Source organism: Corynebacterium endometrii (assembly GCF_004795735.1).
GTDB classification, from domain to species: domain Bacteria; phylum Actinomycetota; class Actinomycetes; order Mycobacteriales; family Mycobacteriaceae; genus Corynebacterium; species Corynebacterium endometrii.
Window position 1 is genome coordinate 832,873 of record NZ_CP039247.1, and the last position, 19,234, is coordinate 852,106.

Here is a 19,234-nt window from a genome sequence, read left to right on the forward strand (position 1 = left end):
GCGGGAAGCGGCTTTCTTTATGCCGCGCTTGGCTAGCCTTCGGCGGTAAGCCGCCTAATCGCCGAGCGTGGAATGTCAATCCAATCGGGGCGGTTATTGGCTTCGTAGACCAGCTCGTAGCAGGCCTTGTCAAGGACCAGCGCGCGCAGGAGCAGGGCTTGGAAGGCGTCGCGGGTGTCGTAGCCATAGCCTTCTAGCAGGGCGCCTATGGCCCCGGCGGCCCATTCCTCGGACTCGGCGGTGGGGGAGCCGCCGTTATTAAAGTGCGCCGCGTAATCGATCGAGCGTACAAGCCCGGCCACATCGCGTGCCGCGGCATCCGGGCGGCGGCGGTCCTCAAGGTCGCGGGCCGGCTCGCCCTCAAAGTCCACGAGGGTGTAGCCATTTTCGCTGCGCAGCACCTGGCCTAGGTGCAAATCGCCATGGATGCGCTGGAGATTTACCGACTCGCCGCGGGAAGCCAGCGCGGCGTAAACGCCCATTACGGCTTCTTCGACCTCGGAAAGCTCGGGGGCGCGCTTTTTCAGGGAGGAAAAGTGCCCCCGCAGCCGCTGCGCTAGCTGCCGGGCGGGGGTCGACTCGGTATCAAAAGCGGCTGCTAGGTCCGCGTGGACACGGGCGGTTGCGGCGCCGAGAGCGCGGGCCTCGGGCAAAAACGCGGTGGGCTCTCCGGTCAAGGCCAGCGCGTACTTCCAGCCGTCCGTGGCCCCGGGCACCAAGTCCTGGACCATACTGAGCGTGACCTTTACCCCGTCCAGGTCGTAGCTGGTGTGGCCATGTACGGGAGCCACGTGTGGGCAGTCGGTGATTTCACTTAGCAATTCCACGTCCGGATTAAGCCCGTGTTCCAAGCGGCGGAACACCTTGTACATCCGCCCGCCGAAGACCACGGAGGTATTGGACTGCTCACCCTTGAAGGGGCGAGGGTTACCCGTAACGCCGGTGTCACCGGATATCTCCGCTATGTCCCCGATGGCCTCGCGGTAGGCCGCCGCGCCCTCAGGGGTGCCCAGCACATCCTCATCGGCGTCATTGACCAACAACTGGTAAAGGTCTTGCGTCTCCCCGTGGCGCACGTTGACGATGAGCCAATGGAACGGCCCGCAGGGAGCCTCCCGGAGGACGGTGACCTCATCGATGGGTTCCGACTTTGCGCCGTAGAAGCGCGCTGACATCAGGGTTGCGGCGAGCGTGTGAGGATTATGCAGGGGCATCTGTTAGAGCCTTTACTTGTAGCCTTACTTGGAAATATCGAACCAGAAGAATCCGTGCGGCGGCAGCGTGACCAGCCACGGAAGTTCGCCGATGGTGGGGAAGTACTCGCCGCCGGAAAGCTCACGCGGGGTGACCCCGTTAAACTCCTGCAGATCCATCATCACGGCCTGCGGGCGGTCAGACAGGTTGTTGACGCAGAGGATGTTCTCCCCGTTGTACTCGCGCAGGTACGCAAGCACGGTCTTATTCTCGCAGGAAACCTCGCGGTAGGTGCCCAGTCCGAAGGCCTTGTACTGCTTGCGTATGGCGATCTGGGAGCGGGTCCAGTGCAGCAGGGAGTTTTTGATCTCCATCTGGGATTCCACGTTGACTTGCTGGTAGCCGTAACGGTCGTTTTGCACCGGCGGGAGGTAGAGCTTTTCCGGGTCGGCCTTGGAAAAGCCGCCATTGCGGTCCGCCGACCATTGCATGGGGGTGCGCACGCCGTCGCGGTCCTGGAGCCAAATATTGTCACCCATTCCAATCTCGTCGCCGTAGTAGAGGATGGGGGAGCCCGGCAGGGACAGCAAGAGCCCGTTGAGAAGCTCCATCTTATTGCGGTCACCCTCGAGGAGCGGGGCGAGGCGGCGGCGGATACCCACGTTTGCCTTCATGCGCGGGTCCTTGGCGTAGTTGGCGTACATGTACGCGCGCTCTTCATCGTTGACCATCTCGAGCGTGAGCTCATCGTGGTTGCGTAAGAAGATGCCCCACTGCGCGGAATCCGGGATTTCTGGGGTTTCGGCCAGGATGTCGGAGATGGGCTGGCGCACGCCCATGTGCACCGCCATGAAGATGCGGGGCATGAGGGGGAAGTGGAAATTCATGTGGCACTCATCGCCGCCCTTGGCGGGATCGCCAAAGTATTCCACTACCTCGTTGGGCATCTGGTTGGCCTCGGCCAGCAACACGCGGCCCGGGTATTCCTCATCCACCATGGCGCGGATTTTCTTGAGGAACTCGTGGGTCTCCGGCAGGTTCTCGCCGTTGGTGCCCTCACGCTCGTACAGGTACGGGACGGCGTCCATGCGGAAACCGTCCATGCCCAGATCCAGCCAGAAACGCATCATATCGAGCATGGCTTCCTGCACAGCCGGATTGTCGTAATTCAGATCCGGCTGGTGGCTAAAGAAACGGTGCCAGAAGTATTGCTTGCGCACGGGATCCCAGGTCCAGTTGGATTCCTCGGTATCGATGAAGATGATGCGCGCGTCCTCGTAGAGTTCATCAGTATCGGACCAGACGTAGAAGTCACCGTATGGGCCGTCCGGGTGCAGGCGGGACTCCTGGAACCAGGCGTGCTGGTCGGAGGTGTGATTGACCACTAGATCGGTGATCACGCGAATGCCGCGCTTGTGTGCCGCGTCCACCAAGGCCACGAAGTCGTCGACGGTGCCGAATTCCGGGAGTACCTTGCGGAAATCGCGCACGTCGTAGCCGCCGTCGCGCAGGGGGGAGTCAAAAAATGGCGGCAGCCAGAGGCAATCCACGCCGAGCCACTGAAGGTAATCCAGTTTTTCCTCCAGGCCCTTGAGGGAGCCAGAGCCGGAACCCTCTGGGTCGTAGAATGCGCGGACAAGCACCTCGTAGAACACGGATTCCTTGTACCAGTGCGGGTTGGAACGCTCCCACGGGTTATCGCCCGGGGCCGGCGCCGGGGTGGTGTATTCATCCGCTCCCTGTTCAACCACAAAGCCATCTTCGGTGAGTTGGGTGGGGCCTGCCGGGGCCTGGGAGAGGTGCGGCTGGGTCTTCAGCGGGCCCGCGGACAAGCCAGGGGTTCCGTGCTGCACGGCATCGGTCCGGTCCTGGATCTGGTCGTGGCCCTGGCTCTCGCCGTTGTTCTCAGATGGGTTTGTGTGTTCAGTCATGGGTACCACCTTATGCAAAAACCGCACGCGCTTCAGATTTCGCGTGGCGCCGTCGCGCGGCAGATCCGGCGGGAGTTGGCCGCGCCACCCCCGCGCGGGAATGTGGAGAAGCGGGTTAACTTTTGTTGGTGGCGCGGCCCAACTAAATTAATGAGGAGAGATTTGGAAAGTTTCGACGCCGAGAAACTTTCACCCCGAACAACCCTTAAAGGTGGTTTCCTGTGGCTAAGCCAAAGAAGTTGGATAAGGAAGCGTACGAGGAGGAGCTCAAGCGCCTCCAGGCCGAATTGGTGGAGATGCAGCAGTGGGTCGTGGAGACCGGTCAGCGCGTGGTCATCATCATGGAAGGCCGCGATGCGGCGGGCAAGGGTTCCGCCATCAAGCGCATCACCCAATACCTCAACCCGCGCACCTGCCGCATCGAGGCGCTGCCAAAGCCCAATGATCGCGAGGCGGGGCAGTGGTACTTCCAGCGCTACATCGAAAAGCTTCCCACCGCCGGTGAGATAGTCATCTTCGACCGTTCGTGGTACAATCGTGCCGGCGTCGAGCGCGTCATGGGTTTTTGCACCTCTGATGAGTACCACCGCTTCTTGCACCAGACCCCAATCTTCGAGCGCCTGCTGCAGGAAGAGGGCATCATCCTGCGCAAGTACTGGTTCTCCGTGTCGGACGAAGAGCAGTACAAGCGTTTCAAGTCCCGCCGCAACGATCCGCTGCGCCGCTGGAAACTGTCCCCAATGGATCTTCAGTCCATCACCCGGTGGGAGGATTACTCCAAGGCTAAAGACCAGATGTTCGTCCACACGGATCTTCCTGATTCGCCGTGGTACACCGTTGAATCCGAGGACAAGAAGCGTTCACGCATCAACGTCATCAACCACATCTTGGAGTCCATTCCGTGGAAGAAGATCGAGACGGATGTGCCAGAGATTCCGGAGCGCCCGGAGGGCGGCGAGTATGAGCGGCCACCGCGCGCGGAATTCCGTTACGTCGAGGACGTAGCCGCCAAGCTCGAAAAGAAGGACGGCAAGAAAAAGGGCAAGAAGGGCGCTAAGTCCTCGAAGTCCAAAAAGAAGTCCAAGAAGTAGGCAATCGCGCCCGACGCCGCCCGCCGCTGGCCCCGCTTTTACGCCGGGCCCTAGGCGCCGAGCAATTCCTTGAGCATCGTAATGCAGCCCTGCTCGGAATTGGGCGGGGCAACCACGTCGGCAATCGCCAGGATTTCAGGATGGGCATTGCCCATGGCGATGGCGGTTCCCGCGGCCTGCAGGAGCTCATAGTCGTTGAGGTAATCGCCGATGGCCACGGTGTCCTCGATGGCAATGCTTAGTTTTTCAGCCATGTGCTCGAGCGCCCGGCCCTTGTGCGCCCCGGCGGCCATCACGTCTATCCAGTGCTGGCCTGACACCGCTACGTTTTGATCGCCCACCGCCCGTTTCAAGGCGGGGTAGATGTGTTCCTCAGACCCGGCCTCGCAGAAGACGGCCACCTTGATGATGTCCTTGGTGTTGGCAACTTCCAACAGGTCATCTACCTCTTGCACGGAGTAGTAGTACTTCTCCAGCTCCGCCCGGGTGCGCTGACCTACGCCCCGCAGCATGTATGTCAGCTCTGGTGTGCACAAAACCATGTCATTGTTTGCCCCGAATTCAGGCCGCGCCGCAAGGGCGCGCAGTACTGCATCGCGAGGGAGGACGGAAGAATCGATGATCGCCCCCTCATGGAAGACCACGGTGCCATTTTCCGCAATGTAGGACCTAGGGGAGCTGGGTCCCCCGTCGAACATCGTGCGCAGCGACGCCAGCTGCCGCCCGGAGGCCGGCGCCACCGCCACGCCCAGGTCCTTCGCGCGGTCGAGCAGCGGCCAGAATTCATTCGGCACGGTGCCATCCGCGTTCAACAGTGTGCCATCCATGTCCAAAGCAATGAGCCTAGGAGTCTTCACGTAAACGTACGCCTACCCGTCTATCCGTATGGATTATCGATCCGTATTGTTAATTGGATTACTGGAGAGAATCATAGTGATGTGGAACACTGGAGTGTATGACTTCACAGGATGCACAACCAGTTGACAGCACCATCATCACGTCCGTCCGCAAGACTACCGGACTTATAGAGCTTAACCGCCCAAAGGCGCTGAACTCCCTGAATCCGGAGATGATTAACTCGATGACGGAGGCGCTAGAGGCCTGGAAGGATGATGACTCGATCACCCAGGTGGTGGTCTATACCCAAAACCGCAAGGCCTTTTGCTCGGGCGGCGACGTGCGCTATGCCCGTGAGGCGGTACTAGCCGGGGACCATGGCGCGGCCGATGATTTCTTCGAGCGCGAGTACGCAATGAACGCCCTGATTGCGAATTACCCCAAGCCCTATATCGCCCTGCTTGATGGCATTGTCATGGGAGGCGGCCTGGGCATTTCCGGCCACGGCTCCCACCGCGTAATTTCGGAAAATGCGGTGGCCTCCATGCCGGAGATGAACATCGCCTACATTACGGACGTTGGCCTGCCGTTCCTTTCCCAGCGCATGGTGGGCACCCGCGGCAAGGCCTCCCCGGAGTTGGCCAAGTACTGGGCGCTGACCGGCTACCGCATGAAGGCGCCGGATCTCATCTGGTCCGGTCTTGCCACCCACCACGTCGCCGATATCGATGGGGCCTTCGAGGCCATTATCGAACGCGGGGTTGATGAGGCGCTCGCCGAGCTGGCAACCCAGCCCTCGGGGGATCCGGAGCTCGCGGAATCCATCGCCACCATCGAGGAGATCTTCACGGACCGCCCTTGGTCGGAGATCGACGCTGCCCTCAACGCGCACCCAAACGCGCGGTTTGTCGAAGACACCCGCAAGCTCATGTCCGCCGCGAGCCCCACCGCGGTCGTCGCGGCCAATGAATTGTTTAACGCGACCCTTGCGCTCGGTTCCGTGCGCGAGGAGCTCGACCTCGAGGTGGAGCTGGGCAAGTACATGCGCCGCTACCCGGACTTTGTTGAGGGAGTGCGCGCCGTCCTAGTCGACAAGGACGGAAATCCTCAGTGGCAGCCCGCCAGGTTCGAAGAGGTAGACTTCAAGGCCATCGAGGCGGCCCTTAAAGGCTAACCGCTCCGGCCCAACGGCCGGGGCCTAACCGAGGGAAGGGCCCGTGACCACAGTCCCCGCCGCGGCGGGAGGTACGCCCCTCTTTATTTTCCGGCATCGCGTCTCATCGCCACGCGGCGCCCGCTGGGGCCTTGCGGATGGTCAGATAATTGGGGTTAAACCGTTCAATGACTGCGTTTAGCCAAGCGGCTCCTGGCCCGGGGCTTGTGCCGCTTTCTCATTCCTTTAGGCCGCGGCAGGCCCACGCCGCTTGGGGATTGCGCCCGCGCTGCTTTATCCCCGTGATAGTGGTAGCCGGTCTCGCGGCTGCCGCGCATTAGCTGGGCATGTGGTAGTTGCGTAATTGCTTTTTTACAGCAGGGGGAGTTAAATCAGGCGGGCTAGAGAAATATACTGTCCTGTTCGAACAAAATAGACCTTTTAGTCTATTTTTTGTTCGCGTCTGATAAAAAGTGAGGTAACGGTGGCTACAGCTACTGCTTCCAATTCCCCTGATACTTCCCCCGCGCCTGAGCGCCGCGGCGGCCTCCCCACCTGGATGACCGGGTTCGGCGCCCAGGTAATCCTGGGCCTTATCGTGGGCCTCATCTTAGGCCTTATCGCCCGGTCGCAGGGACTCGACTGGCTAACTAACCTGCTATCCGGCGTGGGCAACGCGTACGTGCAGTTGCTCAAGATTATGGTTCCGCCGCTGATTGTGGCGGCGGTCGTTACGTCCGTGGCAAACCTGCGGAAGGTGGCCAATGCGGCAAACCTGGCGGTGTCCACCCTGGTGTGGTTCGCGATCACGGCATTCTTCTCCGTGCTCGTGGGTATCGCTACCGCGCTGATTATGCAGCCGGGCGTGGGCACCAGCATCGACCCGTCCACGGCGGCCGAGCCCGGAAAGGTGGGCTCGTGGCTAGCGTTTATCCAGTCAATCGTCCCGGCCAATATCCTGGGCCTGTCCGCGTCCTTCAGCGCCGACGAGGGCTCCGTATCCCTGGGCTTTAACGTCCTGCAACTGCTCGTGATCTCCCTGGCCCTGGGCATCGCCGCGGTTAAGACCGGCAAGGCGGCCGAGCCGTTCCTGGGTTTCGCCGAATCCTTCCTCAAGGTTATCCAGGTCGTGCTGTGGTGGATCATTCGCCTGGCGCCAATCGGCACCGCGGCGCTTATTGGAAAAGCCGTTGCGACCTACGGCTGGGACGCCCTGGGCTCCCTGGGTAAGTTCGTCCTAGCGATGTACGTGGGCCTGGCGATCGTCTTGTTCGTGGTCTACCCACTCGTGCTCACGTATAACCGCATTCCGGTCGTGGGCTTCTTCAAGCGCGTGTGGCCAATCTTCTCCCTCGGTTTCGTCACCCGCTCCTCCATGGGCGTGATGCCGGTGAACCAGCGTATTACCGAACAGGCCATGGGCGTGCCACGCGAGTATGCCTCCTTTGCTATCCCGCTGGGCGCGACCACCAAGATGGACGGTTGCGCGTCCGTGTACCCCGCGATTGCCGCCATTTTCGTTGCCCAGTTCTACGGCATTGACTTGAGCATCACCCAGTACTTGCTGATCATCTTCGTGTCCGTTATCGGTTCCGCGGCTACCGCGGGAACCACTGGCGCTACCGTCATGCTGACCCTGACCCTGTCCACCCTTGGCCTACCGCTTGAGGGCGTTGGCCTGCTGCTGGCCATCGAGCCAATCATCGATATGGGCCGTACCGCGCTCAACGTGACCGGCCAGTCGCTGTGTGCAACCGTGGTGGCCAAGCGCGCCGGAATTCAGGACCAGCGCACGTGGGACGCGGCAGAGCACGGGGTCGACGTTGTAGGTCGCGCCGACGATGCCGAGGACCACCTCACCCACACCGCCGCACGAGCCTAAGGCCGCTCAATAATCACTGGATTCGTTGTCACCGCAGTGCCGTCAGGGAAATACACCCTGGCGGCATTGCTGCGTAAAGAGCGGTTGTGGGCGTACGCCCGCAGGGCCCGCTCCCGTGGCACCCCCTCGGGCAGGGGAGTGGACAGCACTGCCTGCACCGCCTCCGGTGTGGGCGCCGGGAGGTCCAGCTCGCGGGCCTCTATCAGCATCACTCCCGTTGTGAGCTCGTTAAGGCGAACCGTCACCAGAGTCCATACCCCCAGGATCGGCATCGCCATCATGCCCAAGGACTGCTCCCGGGACCACGCCGCCGGCATAGTAGGGCGCACCAAATCGATGAGCCCATTGTCCGCACCGCACCGCGCAAGGCCCAGCGAGGCTTGGGCAATCGCCTTGCCCCGCAGGTGGGAGTCGGCCCAGGCCCAGGTCCACGTGCCGCCGGTGACCGTGGCGATCATATGCGCGCGGGCCTCGAACGCCCCCGCGTCAGAGGCGACCCGAGCCTTGCCCGCGTCCAAATCCACGGAGACAGCCGCGCCGGGGTAGCGGCTCTCAAAGAGCATGCGGTGTTCCACCGCGGTATAGCCGGCGTCCGCTAGCACGTCCCCCGCGGCCAGTCCGCCGGAGACTTCCGTCACGCGCGGTGCCCCGCGATGGGAGCCGGCCGCCAGGGTAACCACCGTGGATCCGGCCAATTCGATGTCCACCGCCGCGGCCCTAGTCCTCCGTGCGATTCCCAGGCCACCCGCCGTGGCGTATGCAAGCACCGCCCGTTCTTCGTCGATATGTCCGGCAAACCTTCGCACGCCGTCGGCAATCGCCCGCCGCGGGTCAAGCGGGCCATGGGGCGCGGCCAAGGCCACCACGGCGCGGGCAGAGTTGTCCATCGGGAGCACCAAGACGGGCTTGCCGCCGGTGACCGTCCGCGCGGCCAGGCGCAGCCGGTCCACGGGGGCGCCAGAGTCGTGCAACTCGGTTACTTCTAGGCCCTCGACCAGCCGCGTGGTCCACTGCCACCGCCCATCCCGGATCAGCGCGATACGTTGAACCTGGGCGGGGAATTCGCCAGCCTCGCTGACTATCCGGGCTTGCGCCATCACATCGGGCTCGCCGCTGCGGATGCGGGAGGCCAATTCCACCGAGCCCACGTGGAGATCGACGTTATGGATCTGGCCGTAGCGCTGCGCGAGGGCGTGGTCCACGCCGGCGGCGATGAAGGCGCCGTCAGTGATTATCTCGTCCAGTGAGCGGGGTGCGGGAAGGTGCATGGCTACACATTCTAAACGTCAGCGGGCGGCCGCTTGGGAGTACGCGTCAATCAGTACGCGGGTGGATTCCTTCCATGAGTATTTCTCAGCCTCCGCCCGGGCCCGCCTGCCCATCTCCACGCGGGCGTCCCCGTCGCTGAGAATCTCGTACAGCGCTTGCGCCCAGCGCGTGGCCACCACATCCGCCTCCCCATCGCAGTCCACGAGGCGCCCGGTCACCCCATCCTCAATGACGAACGGAATACCGCCGGCGCGGGCGCCCACAACCGGCGTACCGGAGGCGAAGGATTCCAAGGCGACGAGCCCTAAAGTCTCCGTCAGCGATGGGAAGGCGAATACGTCACCGCTGGCAAAGGCCGCGGCCAAATCGTCGCCGGACATGAAACCGGTAAACGTGGCCCACTCCGGCGAGCATTGGGATTTTAGCTGCTTGAGGAAGGGGCCGCCGCCCACTACCGCCAGGCGGGCGCCGGGCAGGTGCCCGCGCAGTTTTTCCATGACGGCCGGCAAAATATGCAGGTTCTTTTCCTTGGAGACTCGGCCCACGTACGTTACAAGGGGAGCGGCAGGGTGGCCGCTAGTCATGGTGGATCGCATCTCATCCGACGCCTTCCCCGGGGCAAATCCCACCGTATCCACCGCCTTGGGCCACAGCTGCACATTGCGCATGCCCATGGCGCGCGCCTTGTCCACCATGGGGCCGGAGGTGCACAGGTTAACCTCTGCCTGGTTGTGCAGGTAGCGGATTGCTCTTTCCGTTAGCGGGCGGACAAACCCGATGCCCAAATCGTCGACGTATTCCGGCACGTTCGTGTGGAAACTGGCGACGATGGGAAGCCCCAACCGGCGCGCGGCCAGCACGCCCAGCGCCGCGGTCCAGATGGGATTGACCGCATGGACCACGTCAGGTTTAAAGGCCTTGAGCCTCCTAAACAGCGAAGGCCATGGACCGGAGAACTTGATCTCCGGATAGACGGGCCACAGGCTCAAGGCCGGCAGGTAGACCACCTCGAAGCCCGCATAGGTTTCGGGCCCATTGCCGGGGGCGAAGATGAGCACCTCATGGCCTGCGTCCCGGAGCTGTTCCAGGCTCCGCGTGACGCGGGTGACCACGCCGTCGATTTTGGGGAGGAAGACCTCTGTAAAGATCGCGATTCGCACGCTACGCCTGCTGGTCCAGCTCCGCGGGAACGCCGGCGGCCTGCTTAGAGGTCCATAGGGACTGGGCCGGAATCTTGGAGCGGTCGCAGCGGTCCGCATACTTGCGGGCCACCTCTTCTACTTCCTGGAGGAGCCCCTCGCTCAGGGTGGTTGGTTCAAGGCCCAAGTCTAGGAAGGTCTCATTTTTTACGTGGAGCTCGTTTTCCGCCGATTCCTTGCGCGGATTGGGCACGTACGCCACCCGCGCGCCGGAAATCTTGGCCACGAGTTCCGCCAAGTCGCGCACGCGGTGCGTTTCCGTCATCTGGTTGAAAATCTTGACCCGTTCCCCGCGCGCCGGCGGGTTGTTCAGCGCGATCTCGATGCAGCGCACCATGTCCGTGATGTGAATGAACGCGCGAGTCTGCCCGCCGGTGCCGTGCACGGTGAGCGGATAGCCCACGCCCGCCTGCATGAGGAAGCGGTTGAGCACCGTTCCGTAATCTCCGTCGTAATCGAAGCGGTTGATTAGGCGCTCGTCCTTGAGCGTTTGCTCCGTGTGCGTTCCCCAGATAATGCCCTGGTGAAGGTCGGTGACGCGGAGTTCATCATTCTTGGCGTAAAAGGCAAACAGGTGCTGGTCCAGGACCTTCGTCATGTGGTAGACGGAGCCCGGATTGGAAGGGTAGAGGATTGATTGTTCAACCTTGCCGCCCGGCACTGCCACTTCCACGTCCAGGTAGCCCTCGGGGATTTCCATGCCCGCGGTGCCGTAGCCGTACACGCCCATGGTGCCTAGGTGGACAACGTGTATATCCCGGCCGGTCTCGACGATCGCGGCCAGCAGGTTATGGGTGGCGTTGATGTTGTTGTCCACCGTGTAACGCTTGTGGGCCGCATCCTTCATGGAGTACGGCGCCGCGCGCTGTTCGGCGAAGTGGATAACGGCGTCGGGGCGCTCAGCCTCGAGCAGCTCAACCAGGCCCGCGTAATCGTGGGCGATATCCAGCTTGCTAAATCCGATGCGCTTGCCGCTGACTTCCTCCCAGGCGTTGATGCGCTCTTCGATGCTGGAGATGGGGGTCAAAGACTCGGCGCCCAATTCCTTGTCGATGGCGCGGCGGGAAAGATTGTCGGCGATGACTACTTCATGGCCTGCATCGGACAAGTGCAGGGATGCTGGCCAGCCACAGAAACCGTCGCCGCCGAAAATGACAATCTTCACTTTGAAAAATCACTCCAGTAAATAGTTGATGACGCCACGATAAAGCGCGGCCCCCGTACCGCCCGTGCAGTAGGTGGCCGCGCTCTGTCAAGGTAATTCTACCCAAGCACGTTATTTAAGTGAGGTTAAAGCATCGAATGCCGCCATCACAATCGCCCTTTTTTCCTCGGCGCCGGTAATCCCGCGATCCGAAATCTCTTGCAGCGCCACAACCCCGGCGGTTCCGCAGACGTTGAGCATGACGTTGATCTCGAATCCGCTGAGTTCCGGATGGCGCTCAAGGAAGGCCTGCCTCATTGGTTCGCAACGCTCGGTGAAGCCGCATGCGTCATCGAAGGAAACCTCCATGTTTGCCAGCGCCTCGCGGACTTTGAACAGGGAGGTCACGCAGCGCAATTCCTCGCCGTCTCCAGCGAACATGGACGCGGTGATATCCCCCATGATCGCCGCCATGGACGCGTCCTCGGGGTAGGTGGGAACCTGGCGGGCTACCTCGGTGATGACGTCGGACGCGAAATGCAACAATGCCTCCGTCACGGACGCGAAGTAGTTGTGGAAGGTGCGGGGTGATACGCCCGCAGCCTTGGCGACGCGGGCCACGGTCAGGGCCTCCGCGCCCTCATCCACCACGATGCGGGCCGCCGCGTCAGACATGGCCTGGCGGGTTGCCTGCTTCTTTGCCTCGCGCAGACTAGACACCGAGCTTCTCCTGTTGGGCCTTCTCCAGCTCCGCGCGGTGCTCGCTCAATGCCTCGCCCTCGATGTCCATGTTGGGCAGGATCTTGTCCAGCCAGCGCGGAATCCACCAGGCCTTATCGCCCAGGAGGAACATGGTGGCGGGGATAATCATCATGCGGACGATGAACGCGTCGAAGGCAACGCCCACGGCGAGGGCAAAGCCCATGGTCTTGATGAAAGGCTCATCGATGAGGATGAACGCGGCGAAGACGGAAATCATGATCAGCGCCGCGGCGGTGACCACGCGGGCGCCGTGCTTGAAGCCGTTTGAGGTTGCGTTGCCCGCGGTCTTGCCGTGGATGAAGCCCTCGCGCATGCGGGTAACCAGGAAGACCTGGTAATCCATTGCCAGGCCGAAGGTCAGGCCGATGAGCATAATCGGTAGGAAGGACAGCAGCGGCTGCGGGTCGTCAATGATGCCGGCAAAACCCTCCTGCCAGATGGCGACGGTGATACCGAACGCTGCGGCCATGGACAACGCGAAGCCCAGCGCGGCGATGAGCGGCACCCAGATGGAGCGGAAGACGAGCAGCAGCACGATAAATGCCAGCACCAAGACGATGGCGATGTACGGCAGCAGCACGTCCGTGAGGCGCTCGGAAATATCGTCGAAGATTGGGGTCACGCCGGTAATGCCGAAGGTGGCTCCGGTGTCCTCCTGGAACTGGCCCTGGTATTCACGCAGCGCGTTGAGGGTATCCGTGGTGGCCGCGTCCGTGGCGCCGGTGGTTGGGGTGATAAGCACCTGCGCGGCGTCCATGTTCTCCGTGGTGGCCACGATCTGGGCGTTGACCACGCCGTTAGTGGAGTTGAACTTGTCCAGGATGGCGCCGTACGCCAGCGGGCGCTCCTGGGCCTCAATATCGGCGGTGTCCACAAAGGCCACCATCGGAGCGTTGCGGCCGGGGCCAAACGCGTCCGACGTCATCTCATACGCATCCCTCTGCGGCGAACCCAACTTTGCGGTGCCGTCAGTCGGCATTGCCAGGGAGAGATTTGCGGCCGGGACGGCCAGAATGCCAAGGACTGCCACGCCGGCGACCAGGTTGAGCACCGGGCGCTGGCGGATCTGGCGGACCCATTTAAGGCCCATGGTTGGTTTTTCATCCTCAGGGTCCGGAACCTTGGGGCCGGGCACCTTGCCCGCGAAAATCTTCGTGCCGAGCAGCCCGAGCAGGCCGGGGATGGCGGTAAGCGCCACGAGGACCGCCACGGCCACGGTGGCCGCTGCAGCGATGGCCATGGTGGACAGGAATGGGATGCCAATGATGGTCAGCGCGGCGAGCGCGATAACCACGGTGATACCCGCGAAGACCACGGAGGAACCGGCGGTGCCCAGCGCCATGCCCATGGCGTGCGCGCGGGTGCCCTTGTCCATCTTCTTGAGCTCCGCGGCGAGTTCCTTCGGGCTCAAGTCGTTGAGCCCAGAGGACGTGATGAGTTCGTTGCGGAAGCGCGCCACGATAAACAGCGCGTAGTCAATGCCCACGGCCAGGCCAATCATGGACGCCAGCATCGGGGTCATCTCGGAGACCGAATCCGTAAACACGGTGGAAATCTGGACGCCCAGGATGCCCACGCCCACGCCGATGACGGCGGATATCAGCGGCATGCCCGCCGCCACGAAGGAGCCGAAGGTCACCAGCAGCACGATGGCGGCCACGATGAGGCCGATGACCTCCGCGGTCATGTCCATGCCCTCGCTCATCGAGTTGAAGGCGTTGCCCTGGTACTTGACGGTCAGATCACCCCGGTTATACTCGTCGAGGATCTGCGTGACGGCGTCGCGGTCGGCGGGGTCGATGGCCATGACCTCTTCCGCGTCGAAGCTCACGGAGAGGGTGCCGGTGGTCTGATCAGGACTCAAGGGGGACAGGGCCGCCAGGTTGGAATCGATCTGCTCCTGCGGCATTCCCTCCGCCGCCATTTGCTGGCCCATCTGCTGGGCCATACCGCCGGCGGCGAGCACGGGGTTCACCAGCTGCTCGGTGCCGGTCAGCGCGCCGGTGGCCTTGAGCTCTTCAATCATGGCGTCCATCTCGCCCATGACCGCCTGATCCGTAAGCGTTGCTCCCTCGGGCGCCTGAATGACAATGGTGCCGGACGGTTCGCTCATCGCGTCCGAGCCGGTGCCGAAGCGCTCACTCATCTTCTCCTGAGTGACGGTGGAGTCCATGTCTGGCATGGCGAAGTTAGGGTTAGGGGATTTGGCGAATGCGGCCGTGAGCCCGCCCAAAGCGATGAGCAGGACGAGCCAGAATGCGAGGAACGGCCATACCTTCCGGTATGACCAGCTTCCCAGACGGTAGAGGAATCTAGACATGGAGTTACAACAGCCCTTGAACTAGGTGAACGGTCAAATTTTTAAAAGCTTGCACAGTCTATGAAAGTTTGCGCAGTTGCTGCAAATATGGTGACGGCGGCCACCTTCCGGGCGCGTGTAAACTGTCCGGCATGCTGTCTTCGCTCATGTACGCCGTAAGCTTCGCGCTGGCCGATTCCGTCAACGCCTTGCTCATCGGCGTTACCGTCGCTATCGGCATCATGTTGCCGCGCGGGCAGTACAAAGTGATTGCGCCGCTGCTCATCCTCGGCGACTGGACCGGCGTGTTCTTACTTTCCATCCTGACCATGCTGGTCTTCGATGGGATCAAGGACTACGTCGACGCGGTCCTAGAATCCCCGGTGCTCGGCTGGATACTGATTCTCATCGGCCTGGCCGCCGCGGTCATGGCGTGGCGCCAGCGTCCCGGCGAATCGAATGCGCTGGTGCAGAAGATGCTGGGGCCGCTGCGCACGCCTTCTCCGCTGACCTTCTTGACCGGGCTGGTCCTCGGACTGGCGCAGTCCATTACCTCCGGGCCGTTCTTCATCGGCCTGCTGCATTTGTCCGCCGGCGATTTTTCCGCCTGGGTCCGCTACGGCGGCCTGGCCATCTACGCCTCGCTCGCCCTGTCGCTGCCGACGCTGGTGGCCGTGTTCGTGGGCATCGTCCGCAGGCGGCCGGAATCCGCCGCGGGCCGCCTTTTTGCCAAGGCGCGCGAGAATAAAGACGCGGTGACCAAGACGGGCAGCTACGTCGTGGCGGCGTTTTTGGTGTTTATGGGGCTTGTCTCGCTGTAGGCGACTAATCGAAGTAGACGTCCTCGAGCCTTAACGCGTCGTGGGGGCGGGCCTGCTGGCCCGCGATGCCCACGTATTTGGCCGCGTGGGGGATAAAGGCGCTCGATTCGTCGAGGCTGAGTTCGCGGCGAACCTTCGCCGGGACGCCCGCCGCCAGGCAGCGTTCCGGGATTCCCTGGCCCTCGAGGACCACGGCGCCCGCGGCGATGAGCGAACCCGCGCCCACCCGTGAGCCAGACAGGAGCGCGGATTTCATGCCGATTAGGCTGCCGGCGCCCACGTGCGCACCGTGGACTAGCGCCATGTGGCCCACGGTGACGTCATCTTCGAGGATGGTGGGGTTGGCGGCGTCGGCGTGGAATACGCAGTTGTCCTGCACGTTGGAGCGCGCCCCGATGCGGATCGCATTGACATCCCCGCGCAGCACAGAACCGTAGAACACCGAGGACTCGGGGCCGATTTCCACGTCGCCTATGATCACGGCGGTAGGTGCGATGTACGCGCTGGAGTGGATGCGCGGCAAGATGCCATTAAACGGCAGAATCAAAGGCTGGTTCATGATTTACTCCACCACTATTGCTAGGCGCTCGCTGACTTCGTAACCGCCGGTTTCGGCGCGCAGGCCGCCCAGGACGGCGCGGCATGCCTCGGGCGGCAACGGGACCAGCCAACCGCGGTCTTGGTCGATTACTGGCAGATCATCGCGCTTCGAGGGGGCCAGCCACGCGGCCAGTACCGGCGAACCGTCCGCCCGGGAGCGCGGTGCCTGGTCCCCGCGCAAGACCACCGCTTCGCCCGCCGCGGCGGCCTTGATATCCGGCACCACACGGGCGGGCACGGTGATGATGAGCATCGACTCGGCGGTGCTGATATCGAGTTCGGGCACGTCCACCGCGCGGGCCGAATCGGGCGCGGAGGCAAGCCTCGGTCCGCGCTGGAACAGTGCTTCAAACAAACCCATGCCCGGTAGTCTACCGCCTTCCTGCGCCGCCGATCGGGGCACGGGGGCGCCGGACCGCGCCGGCGCTAAAGGAGGGGTCCCGCCGCGAAAGGCGAGATAGTGTTCTACGATTGGTCGAATGATTGATGCTCAGAATGTGGCCCTGGTGATCGAGGGTGGGGGAATGCGCAACTCCTACACGGCGGCGTGCATCCGGAAACTTATCCAGGAAAAGGTCCAGGTTGGGTGGGTTGGCGGCGTGTCAGCCGGCGCGTCCCACGCGCTTAACTACCTGTCCCGCGATGCCGAGCGCGCGGTGGAGTCCTTCGTGGATTTTGCCAACAACCCCAGCTTCGGCGGCGTAAGCTCCCTGCTGCGCGGCAACGGCTATTTCAACGCGGAGTACATCTACGAAAAATCATCGGACGCGGACTTGCCCTACGATTTCGCCGCGTATGAGGCGAATCCGGCGATGATGAGCCTGGGAGCGACCCGCGCGGACACCGGGGAGACGGTCTACTGGGGCAAGGAGGACGCCCAGGACCAGGCCAGCCTGAATATGCGGGTGCGCGCCTCTTCAACGCTGCCGCTGATTATGCCCATGCGCTACATCGATGGCGTGCCGTACGTAGACGGCGCGTTGGGGGAGTCCGGCGGGATTACCATCGGCGAGGCGGAGAAGGCGGGTTTCGAGAAGTTCTTGTTCATCGGCTCCAAGCCCCGCGGATACGTGCGGCCCGAGGTCTCCCGCCCGGCCGCCGTCCGCCGCTTGTTCCGGCGCATGCCCGCCATTGCCGACGCCATGATTACCCGCCCCGCCAAGTACAACGCCTCGAAGCAGCGCCTCTTAGAGCTCGAGGCGCAGGGGCGCGCGCAGCTGTTCTTCCCGGACAACATGCTCGTCACATCCACGGAACGGTCCGTGGCCAAGCTAAAGGAAAACTACGAGGCGGGCCGCGCGCAGATGTACCACGAGTGGCCCGCGTGGAAAGACTTCCTCACCGCGGGCTAAGCCACTGGGATAGCGGCGGGGAAGCGCCCTGGTGGAAGCCGGGGTGCTTAGTCGGCGACTAGCGGCTCCATGGTCAGCTCCGGGTGCTCCTTTTCCACGAAGGCGAGTTTCCACTTGTCGCCGAATAGCGCGATGAGTTCGCCGTCGGCGCGGGTGAAGATTTCCACGCCGCGCTGGCGGCCCAGCTCAGGGGCGGATTCGGCGTCCGTGCGGCGGGCCACCGAGTACGGAATTGGCTCCGTGACGGTCTCCACGTTGTACTCGAGTTCCATGCGGGCCTGCATGACCTCGAACTGCATCGGGCCCACGGCGGCCATAACCGGGGCCGCATCGCCGCGGGTGTCGTTGCGCAGGATCTGCACCACGCCCTCGGCGGCGAGCTGATCCAGGCCCTTGCGAAACGCCTTGTACTTGCCCAGGGACTTGGCTCGCAGGATGCGGAAGGCCTCGGGCGCGAACTGCGGCATCGGCTTGAACTGGACCTTCTTGCCCGCATAGATAGTGTCACCCGGTGCCAGGGATCCGGCGTTGACCAGGCCCACAATGTCGCCCGGGTAGGCGGTGTCCACCGTCTCGCGCGTGCGGCCGAAGACCGTCAGCGCGTACTTGGTGGAGAAGCTGCGGCCGGACTGGGCGTGGTTGACCTGCATTCCGCGGTCAAACGCGCCGGAGACCACGCGCATAAACGCCAAGTTGTCGCGGTGGTTGCGGTCCATACCCGCCTGCACCTTGAAGATGACGCCGGAGAAATCCCCGGTGACCTCGCGGCGTTCATCGATGGCAGCGCCGCCGCTGGAGCCCGCCGCAGCGACAACCGCGGGGTCCGAATCGCGCGGGCCCGGCGCCGGCGCAATCGCGCAGAGCGTGTCCAGGATTTGGTGCACGCCAAAGTTCAGCATCGCGGAGGCGAAAATCAGCGGGGAGGTCACGCATTGTTCGAAGAGTTCTTGGTCGTGGATGGCGCCGTCCGCGGCAAGCAGCTCCGCCTCCTCCACGGCGGTATCCCAGGCGCCCTCCTCCTTAGCGGCGGCGTCGGCGGGCGAGAAGTGCTCCTCAGGCGCGATGGTGGATCCGCCCGCGGTACGGATGAAGTGGATGTAGTTGTCCGCCTCACCGTCCTCGTTGATGTGCGCGAGGCCCCGGAAATCGCCCGCGATGCCCACCGGCCAGTACAGCGGGGTGGGCTGCAGCTGGATCTCGTTGACAATTTCGTCGACCAGCTCCAGCGGCTCGCGGCCCGCGCGGTCCCACTTGTTTATCACGGTAACGATAGGCAAACCGCGGGCCTTGCACACGCGGAATAGCTTCAACGTTTGCGGCTCTAAGCCCTTGGCCGCATCGATGAGCATGACGGCGGCGTCAACGGCGGTAAGCACGCGGTAGGTGTCCTCGGAAAAGTCGGCGTGGCCCGGGGTGTCTACCAGGTTGATCATGTACGGCTCGCCCTCGTGGCCCTCGGGCGCGTATTCAAACTGCAGCGCGGAGGAGGCAACGGAGATGCCGCGGTCCTTTTCCATCTCCATCCAGTCGGAGACGGTGGCTTTGCGGCCGGCCTTGCCGTGCACGGCGCCAGCCTCGGAGATGACGTGCGCATGCAGCGCCAGCGCCTCGGTCAGCGTGGACTTACCAGCGTCCGGGTGGGCGATGACGGCAAACGTGCGGCGGCGTGCGGATTCGGAGGCAATACTCATGGCACTAGA

General features: G+C 63.0%; 16 protein-coding genes. 5 read left to right on the forward strand and 11 right to left on the reverse strand.

Going from position 1 to position 19,234, the window contains the following annotated elements:
* Positions 1 to 32: 32 nt before the first annotated feature.
* Together CENDO_RS03790 and treS are read right to left on the reverse strand one after the other, a co-directional pair.
* Entirely contained in the window at positions 33 to 1,214 is a 1,182-nt protein-coding gene (locus CENDO_RS03790; protein WP_136140853.1) for a phosphotransferase, read from the reverse strand.
* 24 nt (positions 1,215 to 1,238) lie between these two features.
* A complete protein-coding gene (treS, locus tag CENDO_RS03795; RefSeq protein ID WP_136140854.1) occupies positions 1,239 to 3,125 on the reverse strand; it encodes a maltose alpha-D-glucosyltransferase in 1,887 nt (628 codons plus the stop codon).
* A 221-nt stretch (positions 3,126 to 3,346) separates the two neighbouring features.
* Here treS and ppk2 point away from each other — a divergent pair, with 221 nt between their 5' ends.
* Positions 3,347 to 4,216, forward strand: a complete 870-nt coding sequence (gene ppk2, locus CENDO_RS03800) for a polyphosphate kinase 2 (RefSeq protein ID WP_136140855.1) — start codon at positions 3,347 to 3,349, stop codon at positions 4,214 to 4,216.
* A gap of 50 nt (positions 4,217 to 4,266) precedes the next feature.
* On the opposite strand, the gene CENDO_RS03805 is transcribed toward ppk2, so the two are convergent.
* Positions 4,267 to 5,073, reverse strand: coding sequence for an HAD family hydrolase (locus tag CENDO_RS03805; protein WP_136140856.1), 807 nt, complete (start codon positions 5,071 to 5,073; stop codon positions 4,267 to 4,269).
* A 98-nt stretch (positions 5,074 to 5,171) separates the two neighbouring features.
* Between CENDO_RS03805 and CENDO_RS03810 the strand changes: the two genes are divergently transcribed.
* Together CENDO_RS03810 and CENDO_RS03815 are read left to right on the forward strand one after the other, a co-directional pair.
* Positions 5,172 to 6,227, forward strand: a complete 1,056-nt coding sequence (locus tag CENDO_RS03810) for a 3-hydroxyisobutyryl-CoA hydrolase (RefSeq protein ID WP_136140857.1) — start codon at positions 5,172 to 5,174, stop codon at positions 6,225 to 6,227.
* 538 nt (positions 6,228 to 6,765) lie between these two features.
* On the forward strand, positions 6,766 to 8,088 hold the full coding sequence (locus CENDO_RS03815; RefSeq protein WP_136142129.1) for a dicarboxylate/amino acid:cation symporter: 1,323 nt from the start codon (positions 6,766 to 6,768) through the stop codon (positions 8,086 to 8,088).
* Here CENDO_RS03815 and CENDO_RS03820 read toward each other — a convergent pair.
* The 5 genes from CENDO_RS03820 to CENDO_RS03840 form a co-directional block, all read right to left on the reverse strand.
* Positions 8,085 to 9,356 (reverse strand): DUF6882 domain-containing protein, encoded by a 1,272-nt coding sequence (locus CENDO_RS03820; protein WP_136140858.1) that lies wholly within the window; start codon positions 9,354 to 9,356, stop codon positions 8,085 to 8,087. The two genes, CENDO_RS03815 and CENDO_RS03820, sit on opposite strands and share 4 nt — an antisense overlap.
* A gap of 18 nt (positions 9,357 to 9,374) precedes the next feature.
* On the reverse strand, positions 9,375 to 10,517 hold the full coding sequence (locus CENDO_RS03825) for a glycosyltransferase family 4 protein (RefSeq protein WP_136140859.1): 1,143 nt from the start codon (positions 10,515 to 10,517) through the stop codon (positions 9,375 to 9,377).
* Position 10,518: 1 nt separating this feature from the next.
* Entirely contained in the window at positions 10,519 to 11,721 is a 1,203-nt protein-coding gene (locus CENDO_RS03830) for an NAD-dependent epimerase/dehydratase family protein (RefSeq protein ID WP_136140860.1), read from the reverse strand.
* Positions 11,722 to 11,832: 111 nt separating this feature from the next.
* A complete protein-coding gene (locus tag CENDO_RS03835) occupies positions 11,833 to 12,420 on the reverse strand; it encodes a TetR/AcrR family transcriptional regulator (RefSeq protein WP_136140861.1) in 588 nt (195 codons plus the stop codon).
* Positions 12,413 to 14,782: an MMPL family transporter gene (locus tag CENDO_RS03840; protein ID WP_136140862.1), complete on the reverse strand. Its 2,370-nt coding sequence runs from the start codon at positions 14,780 to 14,782 to the stop codon at positions 12,413 to 12,415. The genes CENDO_RS03835 and CENDO_RS03840 overlap by 8 nt, the downstream gene beginning before the upstream one ends.
* 131 nt (positions 14,783 to 14,913) lie before the next feature.
* Here CENDO_RS03840 and CENDO_RS03845 point away from each other — a divergent pair, with 131 nt between their 5' ends.
* A complete protein-coding gene (locus tag CENDO_RS03845; protein ID WP_136140863.1) occupies positions 14,914 to 15,582 on the forward strand; it encodes a sulfite exporter TauE/SafE family protein in 669 nt (222 codons plus the stop codon).
* A 4-nt stretch (positions 15,583 to 15,586) separates the two neighbouring features.
* Here CENDO_RS03845 and CENDO_RS03850 read toward each other — a convergent pair whose 3' ends face one another.
* Both CENDO_RS03850 and CENDO_RS03855 read right to left on the reverse strand, forming a co-directional pair.
* Positions 15,587 to 16,144 carry a gamma carbonic anhydrase family protein gene (locus CENDO_RS03850; protein ID WP_425456210.1) on the reverse strand — a complete coding sequence of 186 codons (558 nt, stop codon included), beginning with the start codon at positions 16,142 to 16,144 and terminating at the stop codon, positions 15,587 to 15,589.
* Entirely contained in the window at positions 16,145 to 16,543 is a 399-nt protein-coding gene (locus CENDO_RS03855) for a hypothetical protein (protein WP_136140865.1), read from the reverse strand.
* A gap of 118 nt (positions 16,544 to 16,661) precedes the next feature.
* On the opposite strand from CENDO_RS03855, the gene CENDO_RS03860 reads away from it, so the two are divergent.
* The gene (locus CENDO_RS03860; RefSeq protein ID WP_136140866.1) at positions 16,662 to 17,534 is read left to right on the forward strand and encodes a patatin-like phospholipase family protein; all 873 of its coding nucleotides are present in this window, start codon (positions 16,662 to 16,664) and stop codon (positions 17,532 to 17,534) included.
* 47 nt (positions 17,535 to 17,581) lie between these two features.
* Here CENDO_RS03860 and CENDO_RS03865 read toward each other — a convergent pair whose 3' ends face one another.
* Positions 17,582 to 19,225 (reverse strand): peptide chain release factor 3, encoded by a 1,644-nt coding sequence (locus tag CENDO_RS03865; RefSeq protein WP_136140867.1) that lies wholly within the window; start codon positions 19,223 to 19,225, stop codon positions 17,582 to 17,584.
* Positions 19,226 to 19,234: the final 9 nt, after the last annotated feature.